General features: G+C 72.3%; 14 protein-coding genes. 4 read left to right on the top strand and 10 right to left on the bottom strand.

The features are described 5' to 3' along the window. Positions 1-197: 197 nt before the first annotated feature. The 6 genes from AC07D6_RS20715 to AC07D6_RS20690 form a co-directional block, all read right to left on the bottom strand. The gene (locus tag AC07D6_RS20715; RefSeq protein WP_315879448.1) at positions 198-1,028 is read right to left on the bottom strand and encodes a pectate lyase; all 831 of its coding nucleotides are present in this window, start codon (positions 1,026-1,028) and stop codon (positions 198-200) included. Positions 1,029-1,120: 92 nt separating this feature from the next. Then, on the bottom strand, positions 1,121-1,279 hold the full coding sequence (locus AC07D6_RS20710) for a hypothetical protein (RefSeq protein ID WP_315879449.1): 159 nt from the start codon (positions 1,277-1,279) through the stop codon (positions 1,121-1,123). Positions 1,280-1,341: 62 nt separating this feature from the next. Then, positions 1,342-2,304: a cytochrome c oxidase assembly protein gene (locus AC07D6_RS20705; RefSeq protein WP_479046359.1), complete on the bottom strand. Its 963-nt coding sequence runs from the start codon at positions 2,302-2,304 to the stop codon at positions 1,342-1,344. Between the two features lie 115 nt (positions 2,305-2,419). Continuing rightward, positions 2,420-3,445 (bottom strand): 6-phosphofructokinase, encoded by a 1,026-nt coding sequence (locus AC07D6_RS20700; protein ID WP_315879451.1) that lies wholly within the window; start codon positions 3,443-3,445, stop codon positions 2,420-2,422. Between the two features lie 596 nt (positions 3,446-4,041). Next, a complete protein-coding gene (locus AC07D6_RS20695; RefSeq protein WP_315879452.1) occupies positions 4,042-4,770 on the bottom strand; it encodes a type 1 glutamine amidotransferase in 729 nt (242 codons plus the stop codon). Positions 4,771-4,797: 27 nt separating this feature from the next. Next, positions 4,798-6,036, bottom strand: a complete 1,239-nt coding sequence (locus tag AC07D6_RS20690) for a MurT ligase domain-containing protein (protein WP_315879453.1) — start codon at positions 6,034-6,036, stop codon at positions 4,798-4,800. Positions 6,037-6,149: 113 nt separating this feature from the next. Between AC07D6_RS20690 and def the strand changes: the two genes are divergently transcribed. Beyond that, on the top strand, positions 6,150-6,695 hold the full coding sequence (gene def / locus AC07D6_RS20685) for a peptide deformylase (RefSeq protein WP_315879454.1): 546 nt from the start codon (positions 6,150-6,152) through the stop codon (positions 6,693-6,695). A 32-nt stretch (positions 6,696-6,727) separates the two neighbouring features. Here the strand turns inward: def and AC07D6_RS20680 are convergent, their stop codons facing one another. Continuing rightward, positions 6,728-7,375: a TetR/AcrR family transcriptional regulator gene (locus AC07D6_RS20680; RefSeq protein WP_315879455.1), complete on the bottom strand. Its 648-nt coding sequence runs from the start codon at positions 7,373-7,375 to the stop codon at positions 6,728-6,730. 146 nt (positions 7,376-7,521) lie between these two features. On the opposite strand from AC07D6_RS20680, the gene AC07D6_RS20675 reads away from it, so the two are divergent. Further along, positions 7,522-8,748, top strand: a complete 1,227-nt coding sequence (locus AC07D6_RS20675) for an acyl-CoA dehydrogenase family protein (RefSeq protein ID WP_479046355.1) — start codon at positions 7,522-7,524, stop codon at positions 8,746-8,748. A gap of 145 nt (positions 8,749-8,893) precedes the next feature. Here the strand turns inward: AC07D6_RS20675 and AC07D6_RS20670 are convergent, their stop codons facing one another. Then, entirely contained in the window at positions 8,894-9,379 is a 486-nt protein-coding gene (locus tag AC07D6_RS20670) for a glutathione peroxidase (RefSeq protein WP_315879457.1), read from the bottom strand. A gap of 50 nt (positions 9,380-9,429) precedes the next feature. Between AC07D6_RS20670 and AC07D6_RS20665 the strand changes: the two genes are divergently transcribed. Then, the gene (locus AC07D6_RS20665; protein ID WP_479046353.1) at positions 9,430-9,645 is read left to right on the top strand and encodes a DUF6011 domain-containing protein; all 216 of its coding nucleotides are present in this window, start codon (positions 9,430-9,432) and stop codon (positions 9,643-9,645) included. Here AC07D6_RS20665 and AC07D6_RS20660 read toward each other — a convergent pair. Together AC07D6_RS20660 and AC07D6_RS20655 are read right to left on the bottom strand one after the other, a co-directional pair. Continuing rightward, the gene (locus tag AC07D6_RS20660; protein WP_315879459.1) at positions 9,642-10,514 is read right to left on the bottom strand and encodes an acyl-CoA thioesterase; all 873 of its coding nucleotides are present in this window, start codon (positions 10,512-10,514) and stop codon (positions 9,642-9,644) included. The genes AC07D6_RS20665 and AC07D6_RS20660 overlap by 4 nt on opposite strands. A gap of 80 nt (positions 10,515-10,594) precedes the next feature. Next, entirely contained in the window at positions 10,595-13,108 is a 2,514-nt protein-coding gene (locus AC07D6_RS20655) for a DEAD/DEAH box helicase (protein WP_479046351.1), read from the bottom strand. A 121-nt stretch (positions 13,109-13,229) separates the two neighbouring features. On the opposite strand from AC07D6_RS20655, the gene AC07D6_RS20650 reads away from it, so the two are divergent. Next, positions 13,230-14,021 carry a metal-dependent hydrolase gene (locus tag AC07D6_RS20650; RefSeq protein WP_315879461.1) on the top strand — a complete coding sequence of 264 codons (792 nt, stop codon included), beginning with the start codon at positions 13,230-13,232 and terminating at the stop codon, positions 14,019-14,021. Positions 14,022-14,047: the final 26 nt, after the last annotated feature.

Below are 14,047 nucleotides of genomic sequence, written 5' to 3'. Positions count from 1 at the left end.
GAGGCAATCATTCGAAAGCATGAAGGGAATTAGTCATACGATCGGCGGATGTACGCGGGCGTACCCGCGTTGTGCGTACGTCCACTCCCGTGCGCCGGAGCCCCGGCACGCGACCGGGGCCACGGCGTGATCGCCGTGGCCCCGGGGCGGTTGCGCGTACGGTCCGGGCCGCCGGGCGGCCCGGACCGCGCGCCGGATCAGCGGTAGGTGATGTCCGACGCGGCGTAGCGGCAGTGGGTGCCGTCAGGGCCGCTGCCCAGCGTGCGCGGCTCCTTGCCCTTGTTGTTGCCCTCGTACCGGACGCACGGCTGGACCTTCCGCTTGCCGTCGCCGTGGATCCGGACGTTGCGCAGCGAGGCCGTGTCGCCGTAGTTGGCGTTGACGCCGACCAACTGCTTGCCCGGGACGGTCACGTCGACGTCGTTGACGATGATCGTCCGCTTGTACTGCGTGGAGCAGTTGCCGCAGCTGCGCACCAGCTTGCCGAAGTCCGACAGCTGGAACTTGGTGATCACCAGCTTGCCCGCGCCGTTGAACTGGAAGACCTTGTCGGACGCCTTCCGCGCGCCGCCGCCGTACACCGTGTAGACCGCCGAGGCGGACTTGCCCTTGAAGGAGGCGGCGTCCTCGCCGACATCCTCCCACCAGACGTTCTGCAGCGTGCAACTGCCCAGACAGTGGACGCCGTCGGCGGCCGGGGAGCCGATGACGACGTTCTTCAGGACCGCGCCGTCCTTCAGCGTGAACATCGGCGACTGGCCCTCGCCCTGGCCGCCGTCGCCCAGGGCGCCGCTGCCGTAGAAGCGCTGGAGCTTGCCGTCGTACGTACCCGACACCTCGATGGTCTTGGTGACCGGCTTGCCGCCCTTCGCCTCCGGCCACGCGGAGGCGGCGCCGGCGGGAGCGAGCATCCCGCTGCCGACCAGCGCGGCACCGGTGAGGCCGAGGGCGGCGAACCCGCCCACGACGGCGCGGCGACGGGTGGGGCGGCGGCGGTGCCGCGCCCGCGGCTGTGTCTCTGAACTCATGTGCGTCCTTGCATGGGGAACCACGTGCGTCCGGTGGTCGCCGCCACCACCGGAAAAGGTTGCCCCCCCCGGGGAGGATTCCCCGCCGGGGCTCACCCGTCGCCCGCGGCCATCAGCCCCAGCGTCGCCAGACCCAGCACGATCCAGGCGAACCACAGCCAGCCGCTGCTCCCCAACGCCACCGTGTACGCCGTCGTCAGGACCAGCGCACCGACGGTGACCGCCCCCATGGTCTTCGTGGCTCCGGACATCGCGCCCTCCTCACGGCCTCGAGCCTCGCCCTGCCATGGTCGCCCCCCACCGGGGGGCGGCGCTAGCGGCGCGCTCCGCCCCCCGCACCCTGGAGCGAGGCGAGGTACGCGTTGTACGCCTCCAGCTCCTTGTCGCCGTCCCGGTCCGCGGCCCGGTCCGAACGCTTCGCCGCCCGCTGCTCGGAGCGGTACCACTGGTACAGCAGCGCGACCAGCACCACCACGGACGGGATCTCGCTGAACGCCCAGGCGATGCCGCCGGCCGCGTTCTGGTCGGACAGCGCGTCGACGCCGAGCGACGCCGGCGGGTTCGCGTACGTCCCGACCATCGGCTCCGACGCCATCATCAGCGCGATCCCGAAGAACGCGTGGAACGGCATGCCCGCGAACAGCTCCAGCATCCGCATCACGTAGCCCGGCCGGTGCGGGCCCGGATCGACCCCCATGATCGGCCAGAAGAAGACCAGGCCGACCGCGAGGAAGTGGACCATCATCGAGATGTGGCCCGCCGTGGACCCCATGAGGAAGTCGAAGAGCGGGGTGAAGTACAGCGCGTACAGGCTCGCGATGAAGAGGGGGATCGTGAACGCCGGATGCGTGATCACCCGCACGTACCGGCTGTGCAGCAACATCAGCAGCAGCTCGCGCGGCCCCTTGCTGCCGCGGCCCGCGACGGGCAGCGCCCGCAGCGCCAGCGTCACCGGCGCGCCCAGCAGCAGCAGGATCGGCGACAGCATGCTGATCACCATGTGCTGCACCATGTGCACGCTAAACATGACCATGCCGTAGTCGTTCAGCCCCGTGCACATCACCAGCGCCACGGACAGCACACCGATCGTGAAGAACACCGTGCGGCCGACCGGCCAGGCGTCACCGCGCCGGCGCAGCCGTACGACCCCCCAGCCGTACAGCGCCAGCCCGAGCAGACAGCCCACCAGGAAGAACGTGTCCGGCGAGTACGCCAACCCCCGCCCCAGCGTGAACGGCGGCAGGTCCGTCGTCATGCCGTGCCCGCTGTGATCCATCCGGCGGCTCCTGATTCGTGCTGGGTTGTCCGGTTGCCGCACCAGAGTAGAACCGCCCCCGGCCGCGTCGGCGGCCGGGGGCGGTTTCGGCGCGCCCGCGCGGCGCCACCGGGGACTACAGGACGGTCTCCGCCTCGGCGTACCGGTCGGCGGGGACGGTCTTGAGGGTCTGCACGGCCTCGGCGAGCGGCACCATGACGATCTCGGTACCGCGCAGCGCGGTCAACATGCCGAACTCGCCGCGGTGGGCGGCCTCCACCGCGTGCCAGCCGAACCGGGTGGCGAGGACGCGGTCGTACGCGGTCGGGGTGCCGCCGCGCTGGACGTGACCGAGGATGACCGGGCGGGCCTCCTTGCCGAGCCGCTTCTCCAACTCGGTCGACAACTGCCGGGCGATGCCCGCGAACCGCTCGTGGCCGTAGACGTCCTTGCCGCCCTCGTCGAACTCCATGGAACCCGCGCGCGGCTTGGCGCCCTCGGCGGCGACGACGATCGCGAACCGCTTGCCCGCCTCGAAGCGGGCACCGACGCGCGCCGTCAGCTCGTCGATGTCGAAGGGCCGCTCCGGCACCACGATCGCGTGCGCGCCGGCCGCCATGCCGGAGTGCAGGGCGATCCAACCCGTGTGCCGGCCCATGACCTCCACGATGAGGACGCGCTGGTGCGACTCGGCGGTCGTCTTCAGCCGGTCCAGCGCCTCCGTGGCCACCCCGACGGCCGTGTCGAAGCCGAACGTCACGTCCGTCGACGCGATGTCGTTGTCGATCGTCTTGGGCACGCCGACTATCGGCAGGCCCGCCTCCGACAGGAGGTTCGCCGCCTTCAGCGTGCCCTCGCCGCCGATCGGGATGATCGCGTCGAGACCCAGCTCCGCGACGTGCCCGCGGGCCCGCTCCACACCGTCCACCAGGTGCGCCGGCTGGACCCGCGACGAGCCGAGGATCGTGCCGCCCTGGGCGAGGATGCCGCTCACCGCGTCGAGGTCGAGCTTGCGGTAATCGCACTCCAGCAGGCCCCTCCACCCGTCGTGGAAGCCGATGACCTCGTCCTCGTGGTCGACGACGGCGCGGTGCACGACGGAACGGATGACGGCGTTCAGACCGGGGCAGTCGCCACCGGAGGTGAGCACACCAATGCGCATAGCCCGAAATACCTTTGCAACGTGGGCCGACTCCCGGACCACGTCGTCCGGTCTGGATCACCCGCCACCCTACCGGCGCAAGGGGGAACCGCCGAACCGGACGTCCGACCTTTGGACGGACTTCGGAGGAACAGACGAAGGGGCCTCTTTTTCAAGCTCGTTCCGCCTCCGGGGCGCTTCCCTTTTTCAGGCTCGTTCCGCCTCCGGGGCGCTGTGAGCGGGTGTCGAGGCGGCGAACGTGCTCAGCGCTTCGCGCCTCCGCGCGATCGCCGCCTCGACACCCGCGCGCCCCTTCGGCTCCACGAGCGGTCCATGGGGGCACCCTCCCCCTCCCGGCCGGCAGGGGCTTGCGGTTCCATGCGTGGTGCGCCCCTTCGGGTTCACGAGCGGCCCAGGGGGGTGCCCTTCCCCTCCCGGCCCGCAGGGGCCTCCAGCCCCACGAGCTGTGTGCCCCTTCGGCTTCACGAGGGGGCCACGGGCGTGCCCCTCCTCCCGCCGGGCATCCCTCCGGCTTTGCGAGTGGGCCACGGGGGCGTCCCGGGGCCGCTCCGGTCCGTGGCCGGGCCGGAGCGGCGGGGGCGCGCGGGGCGTCGGGCTCAGGCGGGCTGGCTGGCCGCCGCGATCCGCTCGGCGCGCAGCGCCTCGTACCACCGGTCGTCCGTCGGCGGCAGCGCGTTCACGTCGAGGGCCAGCTTCAGCAGCAGGTCCGCGATCTGCGGGTTGCGCGCCATGACCGGACCGTGCATGTACGTGCCGAAGACCGTGTCGTTGTACGCGCCCTCCGTGCCGTCCCCGGTGCCGTTGCCCTTGCCGAAGACCGTCCGGGCGAACGGGCGGGCCGTCGGGCCCAGGTGCGTGATGCCCTGGTGGTTCTCGAAGCCCGTCAGCTGCGGCAGGCCGAGGCGCGGGTCGATGTCGGCGAGGACGTCGCCGACGCACCGCTCGCCCTCGCCGCGCGTGGAGATCACGTCGATCAGGCCGAGGCCGGGCTCCCGCTCGCCCAGGTCGTTGATGAACTCGTGGCCGAGGATCTGGTAGCCGGCGCACACCGAGAAGATGATCGCGCCGTTCTCCGCGGCCCGGTTCAGGCCGCCGTCCCGGCGCAGCCGCTCGGCGGCCAGCCGCTGCGGCCGGTCCTCGCCGCCACCGATGAGGTAGATGTCACCGGAGGTCGGGATCGGCTGGTCGCTGCGCACGTCCACGCGCTGCACGTCCAGGCCGCGCTGGCGGGCGCGGCGCTCGACGACGAGGACGTTGCCCTGGTCTCCGTAGGTGCTGAGCAGGTCGGGGTAGACCCACACCAGACGCAGACTGCTGTCGCTCATGCTCTTCCGTCCTTGGGGGCTCATGGGTCAGTTGCCGACGCGGCGGCGGACGTCCTGGAACGCGGTGTAGTTGGCGATCAGCTCGATCCGTCCGGGCGGGGCCGTCCGCACGGCCTCGTCGAGCGTGTCGCACACCCTGAAGTCCAGGCCGGCGACCTCCAGCCGGACGGCGAGGTCCAGCCGGCGGTCGCCGATCACGAAGATCGGATGACCGGCCAGGCGCGGGTAGTCGACGTCCCACAGCCACGACGTGTCCGTGCCGTCCGCGCCGCGCGCGTTGACGGAGAGGATGACCGGCGTCGGCGGCCGGTCGATGAGCGAGAACGTCTCCAGCCAGCCGGCCGGGTTCTTCGCCAGCAGCAGCCGCACGTCACGGCCCAGGAAGGAGACCACGTCGTACCGGCCCGCGACGGCCTGCACCTGGTACATCCGCTCCAGCGCGACCTGCGGCGGGACGCCGAACACGGCGGCGACGGCGGCGGAGGTCGCGGCGTTCGCCCTGTTGGCGCGGCCCGGCAACTGGAGGTGGATCGGCCAGGCGGAACCGTTCGGGTCGAGGACGTGGTCGCCGCTGAGCGCCCACGTGGGGGCGGGGCGGCGGAAGCCGCACTCGCCGCAGAACCAGTCGTCGCCGGGGCGCTGCATCACGCCGCCGCACGCCGGGCACGACCAGGCGTCGTCCTTCCACTCCTGGCCGGCCGCCACCCACACCACGTGGGGGGAGGAGGAGGCGGCCCACACGACGAGCGGGTCGTCGGCGTTGGCGACGACCACGGCCTTCGTGCCGGCGAGGCCCTCGCGCCACTTCTCGGCGAGCATCCGGGTCTCCGCGGCGCGGTCCAACTGGTCCCGGGAGAGGTTGAGCAGCGCGATCGCCTTGGGTTCGGTGTCCCGGGCCACGCCCGCGAGGTACTTCTCGTCCACCTCGATGACGCCGTACTTCGAGTCCGTCCCGCCGGCCAGCGCGGAGGTGATGCCCGCGGGCATGTTCGCGCCGAGCGCGTTCGAGACGACCGGGCCGCTGGCGCGCAGCGCCTCGGCGATGAGACGGGTCGTGGTGGTCTTGCCGTTGGTCGCCGACACGAGGACGACGTCCAGGTGCTGCGCGAGCCGGCCCAGAAGGTCGGGGTCGAGCTTGAGCGCCACCCGGCCGCCGATCACCGATCCGCTGCCGCGTCCCGCCGCGCGAGACACCGCCGCCGCGGCCTTGCCCGCCGTCACGGCCAGCTTGGCGCGCGGCGACAGCGGCTCCGAGTTGCCTGCCATCGTCCTTGTTCCTCCTAGCGTGGGTCGCCTCAGCCTATCGAGATCCGGTCGCCGCCCCGAACCCCGCCACCTGCCCGAGGGCAGGTCGTGGGCCTGAACGTACGCTGAACGCCATGCGAAACCGGCCGATCCCCGGCAGTTCCGGCGCCGTGCGGGCGATGAGCCTGCTCGGCTCGCCCGTGCTGCACGCCCCCTGCGAGACCGTCACCGACTTCGGGCCGTCCCTGGCCCGCCTGGTGGAGGACATGTTCGCCACGATGTACGCGGCGAACGGCGTCGGCCTCGCGGCGAACCAGATCGGGGTGGGCCTGCGCGTCTTCGTCTACGACTGCCCGGACGACGAGGACGTCCGGCACCTCGGGCACGTCGTCAACCCGCGCCTGGTGGAGGCCGACGGGGTGGCCGTGCGCGGCCCGGAGGGCTGCCTGTCGCTGCCCGGCCTGGAGGCCGGGACGGAACGGTACGACCGGGCCGTGGTCGAGGGCGTCGACGTGCGGGGCGAGCCGGTGCGGGTGGAGGGCACCGGGTTCTTCGCCCGCTGCCTCCAGCACGAGTGCGACCACCTGGACGGCCTGGTGTACCCGGACCGCCTGGGCGGCTGGCGCCGCGCGAGGGTCCTGCGCAGGGCGCGCCGCGCCCCGTGGGGGCGCCGGAGCTGACGGGGCGTCGGCGTACGGGGCGGCCGTACCGCTCAGAACCGGGGGCCGTCCGCGCGGTCGTCCGCCTCGGCGAGGCGGCCCCACAGGAGGTCGGCCAGCGCCGACACGAGCGCGGCCCGGCCGCAGGGCCGTTCGCCCAGCCACCAGTCGCCCGCCGCGTGCATCATGCCGACGATGCCGTGCCCCCACACCCGCGCCAGGGCCTCCCCGCCCTCGCCCAGGTCGACGCGCTCGGCGATGACCTCGGCGAGCTCCTCGCCCATGCGGCGCAGCAGCGGCGCCGAGTGCCGACCCACGTCGAACCCGTGCTCCGGCTGCTGGCCGGCGTCCTCGGCGGGGTGCATCAGGAACCGGTACACCTGCGGGCGCGCCTCGATCGCGGCGAGGTACGTGTCGAGGGTCGCCTCGACGCGCCGCCGGCGGTCGGCCGGGGCGTCGAGCGCGGCGCGCAGCGCGCCGAGCAGGGCGTCGGTGTGCCGCTTGGCGAGGGCCCGGTACAGCCCGCCCTTGTCGCCGAAGTGGCGGTAGAGGATCGGCTTGGTGATGCCGGCCTCGGCGGCGATGGTGTTCATGGACGCCCGCGGCCCGTCGCGCAGGACCACGCGGTCCGCCGCCTCGAGCAGTTCGCGCCGCCGCTGTTCGGCTGCGCGCTGCTGCTCGGTCCGGTGTGTGGTGTCCATAGCGTCTCTCCCCGCCCGTCGATGTTCCTTGAGGCCAGCGCAACGTAACACCGACCCGGCGCGGGCTGCCGGTTGACAGCCGCTACTTACCGGTAACAGACTTCCGTTACCGTTAGTAACATGCGCATGTCCGCCGGGAGGGAACCATGGCCGAGTTCACACTCGAGCTGAACGACGACCAGAGGCAGGTCCGTGACTGGCTGCACGGATTCGCCAAGGACGTGATCCGCCCGGCCGCCGCGGAGTGGGACGAGCGCGAGGAGACCCCCTGGCCGGTCATCCAGGAGGCCGCCAAGGTCGGCATCTACTCCCTCGACTTCTACGCCCAGCAGTTCTTCGACCCCACGGGCCTCGGCATCCCCGTGGCGATGGAGGAGCTGTTCTGGGGCGACGCGGGCATCGCCCTGTCCATCGTCGGCACCGGCCTCGCCGCGGTGGGCGTCCTCGCCAACGGCACCGAGGAACAGATCGGCACCTGGATCCCCCAGATGTACGGCACCCCCGAGGACGTGAAGGTCGCCGCGTTCTGCTCCTCCGAGCCCGACGCCGGCTCGGACGTCGCCGCCATGCGGACGCGCGCGGTGTACGACGAGGCGAAGGACGAGTGGGTCCTCGACGGCACCAAGACCTGGGCCACCAACGGCGGCATCGCGGGCGTCCACGTCGTCGTGGCCGTCGTCGACCCGGAGCTCGGCTCCAAGGGCCACGCCTCCTTCATCGTCCCGCCCGGCACCCCCGGACTGTCGCAGGGCCAGAAGTTCAAGAAGCACGGCATCCGGGCCTCCCACACGGCGGAGGTGGTCCTGAAGGGCGTCCGCGTCCCCGGCTCGTGCCTGCTCGGCGGCAAGGACAAGCTGGACGAGCGCCTGGCCCGCGCGCGCGAGAAGGCCCGCAAGGGCGGTGAACGCGTCAAGAACGCGGCGATGGCCACCTTCGAGGCGTCCCGCCCGGCGGTCGGCGCGATGGCCGTCGGCACGGCCCGCGCCGCCTACGAGGTCGCCCTCGACTACGCCACGACGCGCCACCAGTTCGGCCGCCCGATCATCGACAACCAGGGCGTCGCCTTCCAACTCGCCGACATGCGCACCCGGATCGACGCGGCCCGCCTCCTCGTGTGGCGCGCCTCCTGGATGGCCACGACGGGCAAGCCCTTCACCTCCGCGGAGGGCTCCATGTCGAAGCTGTACGCCAGCGAGGTCGCCAAGGAGGTCACGGCCCAGGCCGTCCAGATCCTCGGCGGCAACGGCTACACCCGCGAGTACCCGGTCGAGCGCATGCACCGCGACGCCGCGATCTACACCATCTTCGAGGGCACGAGCGAGATCCAGCGCCTCGTCATCGCCCGCACCCTGTCGGGCGTCCCGATCCGCTGACCGCTGACCGCTGACCGCTGACCGCTGACCGCTGACCGCTGACCGCCGGCCCGGGCCCCGGCGCCCGGGCGGGCGCGCACGCCCGGCCCGAGCACCGCGCCGGACGGTGGCGCGGAACCGGGCCGGGCGGTGGCGCCGGGCCGCGTCAGGCGGGGAGCCGCGCCTCGATCGCGGCGACCAGCTCGGGGGCGTCCGGCTCCGTGCGCGGCCGGAAGCGGGTGACCTCGCCCCCCGGCGCGACCAGGAACTTCTCGAAGTTCCACTGCACGTCGCCCGCCTCGCCGTCCGCGTCCGCGACCCGCGTCAGCTCCGCGTACAGCGGGTGCCGGCCGGGCCCGTTCACGTCCGTCTTCTCCAGCAGCGGGAACGTCACCCCGTACGTCGTCGAGCAGAACGTCCGGATCTCCTCCGCGCTGCCCGGCTCCTGCCCGCCGAACTGGTTGCACGGCACGCCCAGCACGGTCAGGCCGCGCTCGCCGTACTGCTGCTGGAGCTTCTCCAGCCCGGCGTACTGCGGCGTCAGGCCGCACCGCGACGCCACGTTCACCACCAGCACCGCCCGGTCCCGGTACTCCGCCAGGCTCAGCGGCTCGCCGGACAGGGTGCGCAGCGGGATGTCGTACAGGCTCATCGGCCACTCCTCGTCGTCGTCGGATCAGACGACAGGGTAGACAGGTACACGTGAACGACCAGCCACTTCCGGACCGCGCCCCCGAGGAACCGGCCCCCGAGTCGACCGTCCGGCCGCCCGTGCGGTGCCGGCTGTGCGGACGCCCGCTGACCGGCCGCGCCTCGCGCCGCACCGGCCTCGGCCCGGCGTGCGACGCGAAGCTGCACCCGGACCGGCCCGACGTCCGCCCCCGCCGCCACGACGTGGAACAGGAGCCCCTCTTCTAGCGCAGCCGCCGGAACAGCCCCTCCTGGACGACCGACACGAGCAGCCGGCCCCCGCGGTCGTAGATCCGACCCCGCGCCAGGCCGCGGCCGCCCGTCGCGATCGGGGACTCCTGGTCGTACAGGAACCACTCGTCCGCGCGGAACGGCCGGTGGAACCACATCGCGTGGTCCAGCGACGCCATGTCGAACCCGCGCGGCCCCCACAGCGGCTCGACCGGGATGCGGACCGCGTCCAGCAGTGTCATGTCCGACGCGTACGTCAGCGCGCACGTGTGGACCAGCGGGTCGTCGCCCAGCGGGCCCACCGCGCGCATCCACACGGCGCTGCGCGGGTCCGCGTCCCGGATCTCCTCGGCCGTCCAGCGCAGCCGGTCCACGTACCGGATGTCGAACGGCTGGCGCCGCGCCATCCGCTCCAGCGACTCCGGCAGCGCCCCCAGGTGCTCGCGGATCTCGTCCACGACCGGCGGCAGTTCCTCCGGGGCCGGGAAGTCCAGGCGCGGCGGGAGCTGGTGCTCGAACCCGGCCTCCTCCGGCTGGTGGAACGACGCCGTCAGGTTGAAGATCGTCTTGCCGCGCTGCACCGCCGTGACCCGCCGCGTGGTGAACGACCGGCCGTCCCGCACCCGCTCCACCTGGTACACGATCGGCACGCCGGGGATGCCCGGCCGCAGGAAGTACGCGTGCAGCGAGTGCACCGGGCGCTCGCCCTCCGTCGTGCGGCCCGCGGCGACCAGCGCCTGCCCGGCGACCTGCCCGCCGAAGACCCGCTGCAACGACTCCTCGGGGCTGCGGCCGCGGAAGATGTTGACTTCGATCTGCTCCAGGTCGAGCAGGGCGACCAAGCTTTCGGCGGGGTTCGTCGTCATGGGATCTCCGGTTCTTCCTCTCACGAAAGGGGGGCTGTCGGAACGGGGGCGCGAAACGGCCGGCCGGGGCGGGGGAGGGGTCAGAACGGGCCCACGTCGGTGACCCGGACCACCGCGCGGCCCTCCTCGTCCGAGGCGGCCAGGTCGACCTCCGCGCTGATGCCCCAGTCGTGGTCGCCGTTCGGGTCGGCGAAGGTCTGCCGGACGCGCCACAGGCCGTGCTCCGGGTCCTCCTCGATGGACAGCAGCTTCGGGCCGCGCGCGTCCGGGCCCGTGCCCAGGTCGTCGTACTCGTCCCAGTACTTGTCCATCGCCTCGCCCCACGCGTCGGCGTCCCAGCCGGACTCCCCGTCCATCTCGCCCAGCTCCTCGACCTGGTCCAGCGCGGCCAGCTCCACCCGGCGGAACATCGCGTTGCGCACGAGGACCCGGAAGGCGCGGGCATTGGCCGTGACCGGCTTGACCTGGTCGGCCTTCTCCTGCGCCTCCTCGGCGGTCTCCACCTCCGGGTTGGCCAGCTGCTCCCACTCGTCGAGCAGGCTGGAGTCGACCTGGCGGACCATCTCGCCCAGCCAGGCGATCAGGTCCTCCAGGTCCTCGGTCTTCAGGTCGTCCGGGATGGTGTGGTCCAGCGCCTTGTACGCGCCCGCCAGGTACCGCAGCACGATGCCCTCGGTGCGGGCCAGCTCGTAGAACGACGTGAACTCGGTGAAGGACAGCGCCCGCTCGTACATGTCGCGGATCACCGACTTCGGCGACACCGGGTGGTCACCGACCCACGGGTGCGACTTCCGGTACAGGTTGTACGCGTGCCACAGCAGCTCCTCCAGCGGCTTCGGGTACGACACCTCCTGGAGCCGCTCCATCCGCTCCTCGTACTCGACGCCGTCCGCCTTCATCGCCTGGACGGCCTCGCCGCGCGCCTTGTTCTGCTGGGCGGCGAGGATCTGCCGCGGGTCGTCCAGCGTCGACTCGACGACCGAGACCATGTCGAGCGCGTACGACGGCGACTCCGGGTCGAGCAGCTCGAACGCGGCCAGGGCGAACGTCGACAGCGGCTGGTTCAGCGCGAAGTCCTGCTGGAGGTCGACGGTGAGCCGGATCGTGCGGCCCTCCGCGTCCGGCCGGTCCAACTGCTCGACCACGCCGCCGTCCAGCAGCGACCGGTAGATCGCGATGGCGCGGCGGATGTGGCGCAGCTGGTTCCTGCGCGGCTCGTGGTTGTCCTCCAGGAGGCGGCGCATCGCCTCGAACGCGTTGCCGGGCCGGGCGATCACGGACAGGAGCATCGTGTGGGTCACCCGGAACCGGGAGGTCAGGGGCTCCGGCTCGGACGCGATCAGCTTCTCGTACGTGTTCTCCGACCAGTTGACGAAGCCCTCGGGGGCCTTCTTGCGGACGACCTTGCGGCGCTTCTTCGGGTCGTCGCCCGCCTTCGCCAGGGCCTTCTCGTTCTCGATGACGTGCTCGGGCGCCTGCGCGACCACGAACCCGGCCGTGTCGAACCCGGCCCGCCCGGCGCGGCCGGCGATCTGGTGGAACTCGCGGGCGCGCAGCGTGCGCACCCGGCTCCCGTCGTACTTCGTCAGGGCGGTGAACAGCACCGTGCGGATCGGGACGTTGACGCCGACACCGAGCGTGTCCGTACCGCAGATCACCTTCAGCAGGCCGGCCTGGGCGAGCTTCTCCACCAGCCGCCGGTACTTCGGCAGCATGCCCGCGTGGTGCACGCCGATGCCGTGGCGGACGTACCGCGACAGGTTCCGGCCGAACGCGGTGGTGAACCGGAAGTTGCCGATCAGTTCGGCGATCCGGTCCTTCTCCTCGCGCGTGCACATGTTGATGCTCATCAGCGACTGCGCCCGCTCGACGGCGGCCGCCTGCGTGAAGTGCACGATGTAGACCGGCGCCTGCTTGGTCTCCAGCAGCTCGGTCAGCGTCTCCGTGATCGGCGTCGTCCGGTACTCGTACGACAGCGGCACCGGGCGCGTCGCCGAGCGGACCACGGCCGTGGGGCGACCCGTACGGCGCGTCAGGTCCTTCTCGAACATCGACACGTCGCCGAGCGTCGCCGACATGAGGACGAACTGCGCCTGCGGCAGCTCCAGCAGCGGGATCTGCCAGGCCCAGCCCCGGTCCGGCTCCGCGTAGAAGTGGAACTCGTCCATCACGACCTGGCCGATGTCGGCGTCCTTGCCGTCGCGCAGCGCGATCGACGCCAGCACCTCGGCCGTGCAGCAGATCACCGGGGCGTCGGCGTTCACGGACGCGTCGCCGGTCAGCATGCCGACGTTCTCCGTGCCGAACAGCTTGCACAGGTCGAAGAACTTCTCCGACACGAGCGCCTTGATCGGCGCCGTGTAGAACGTCACCTGGTCATGGGCGAGTGCCGTGAAGTGCGCGCCCGCCGCGACCAGGCTCTTCCCGGAGCCGGTGGGGGTGGAGAGGATCACGTTGGCGCCGGACACCACCTCGATCAGCGCCTCCTCCTGGGCCGGGTAGAGCGAGATGCCCCGGCCCTCCGCCCACGTCGAGAAGGCCTCGAAGAGGGCATCGGGATCGGCGGTCTGCGGTAGCTGATCGATAAGGGTCACGCCTCCATCTTGCCTGGCTTCCTCCGGGAAGCGGGAACCGGCCACCACCTCGAAGATCACGAGCGGTACCCTGTGCCGTCAACTCGGCTACACCACACGAACACCGGGGCGGGGCACGCACATGATGGGACCGGCGCACTCACTCTCCGGGGCCGCAGCCTGGCTGGGGGTGGGGGCCGCGGCCACGGCCGCCGACCGGCCCATGCCGTGGCCGGTCCTCGTCGCCGGAGCGCTGATCTGCGCGGGCGCGGCGCTCGCCCCCGACCTCGACCACAGGTCGGCGACGATCTCCCGCGCCTTCGGGCCGCTGTCCCGCTGGCTGTGCGAGGTGGTCGACAAGCTGTCGTACGCCGTGTACAAGGCGACCCGCACGCGCACCGACCCGCGCCGGAACGGCGGCCACCGCACCCTGACCCACACCGCGGTCTGGGCGGTCGCCATCGGCGCCGGCAGCTCCGCGCTCGCCGTCACCGGTGACCGCTGGGCCGTCCTCGGCCTCCTCTTCGTCCACCTCGTCCTCGCCGTCGAGGGCCTGCTGTGGCGGGCCGCCCGGGTCTCCAGCGACGTGCTGGTGTGGCTGCTCGGCGCGGCCGGCGCCTGGATCCTCGCCGGCATCCTGGACCAGCCCGGCGGCGGCGCGGGCTGGCTGTTCGACGCGCCCGGCCAGGAGTACCTGTGGCTGGGGCTCCCCATCGTGCTCGGCGCGCTGGTGCACGACGTCGGCGACGCGCTGACCGTGTCGGGCTGTCCCGTCCTGTGGCCCCTGCCGATCCGGCGGAAGCGCTGGTACCCGGTCGGGCCGCCGAAGGCGCTGCGCTTCAAGGCGGGCAGCTGGGTGGAGGTCAGGGTGCTGATGCCGGTGTTCACGGTGCTCGGCGGACTGGGCGGCGCGTCCGCGCTCGGCGTGATCTGAACCGCCTGCCGCCGGGGCCCGGCGGG

The sequence above is a fragment of the Streptomyces sp. NPDC045287 genome (assembly GCF_056432325.1).
Note: the sequence above shows the minus strand (reverse complement) of the source record. Positions and strands in the feature narration are given on the sequence as shown.

Excerpts from the sequence above, each read along its gene's own strand:
- def (WP_315879454.1), top strand. The coding sequence starts at position 6,150 with ATGCGAAACCGGCCGATCCCCGGCAGTTCCGGCGCCGTGCGGGCGATG.
- AC07D6_RS20680 (WP_315879455.1), bottom strand. The coding sequence starts at position 7,375 with ATGGACACCACACACCGGACCGAGCAGCAGCGCGCAGCCGAACAGCGG.
- AC07D6_RS20715 (WP_315879448.1), bottom strand. The coding sequence starts at position 1,028 with ATGAGTTCAGAGACACAGCCGCGGGCGCGGCACCGCCGCCGCCCCACC.
- AC07D6_RS20660 (WP_315879459.1), bottom strand. The coding sequence starts at position 10,514 with ATGACGACGAACCCCGCCGAAAGCTTGGTCGCCCTGCTCGACCTGGAG.
- AC07D6_RS20650 (WP_315879461.1), top strand. The coding sequence starts at position 13,230 with ATGATGGGACCGGCGCACTCACTCTCCGGGGCCGCAGCCTGGCTGGGG.
- AC07D6_RS20695 (WP_315879452.1), bottom strand. The coding sequence starts at position 4,770 with ATGAGCGACAGCAGTCTGCGTCTGGTGTGGGTCTACCCCGACCTGCTC.
- AC07D6_RS20700 (WP_315879451.1), bottom strand. The coding sequence starts at position 3,445 with ATGCGCATTGGTGTGCTCACCTCCGGTGGCGACTGCCCCGGTCTGAAC.
- AC07D6_RS20690 (WP_315879453.1), bottom strand. The coding sequence starts at position 6,036 with ATGGCAGGCAACTCGGAGCCGCTGTCGCCGCGCGCCAAGCTGGCCGTG.
- AC07D6_RS20675 (WP_479046355.1), top strand. The coding sequence starts at position 7,522 with ATGGCCGAGTTCACACTCGAGCTGAACGACGACCAGAGGCAGGTCCGT.
- AC07D6_RS20710 (WP_315879449.1), bottom strand. The coding sequence starts at position 1,279 with ATGTCCGGAGCCACGAAGACCATGGGGGCGGTCACCGTCGGTGCGCTG.
- AC07D6_RS20705 (WP_479046359.1), bottom strand. The coding sequence starts at position 2,304 with ATGGATCACAGCGGGCACGGCATGACGACGGACCTGCCGCCGTTCACG.
- AC07D6_RS20670 (WP_315879457.1), bottom strand. The coding sequence starts at position 9,379 with ATGAGCCTGTACGACATCCCGCTGCGCACCCTGTCCGGCGAGCCGCTG.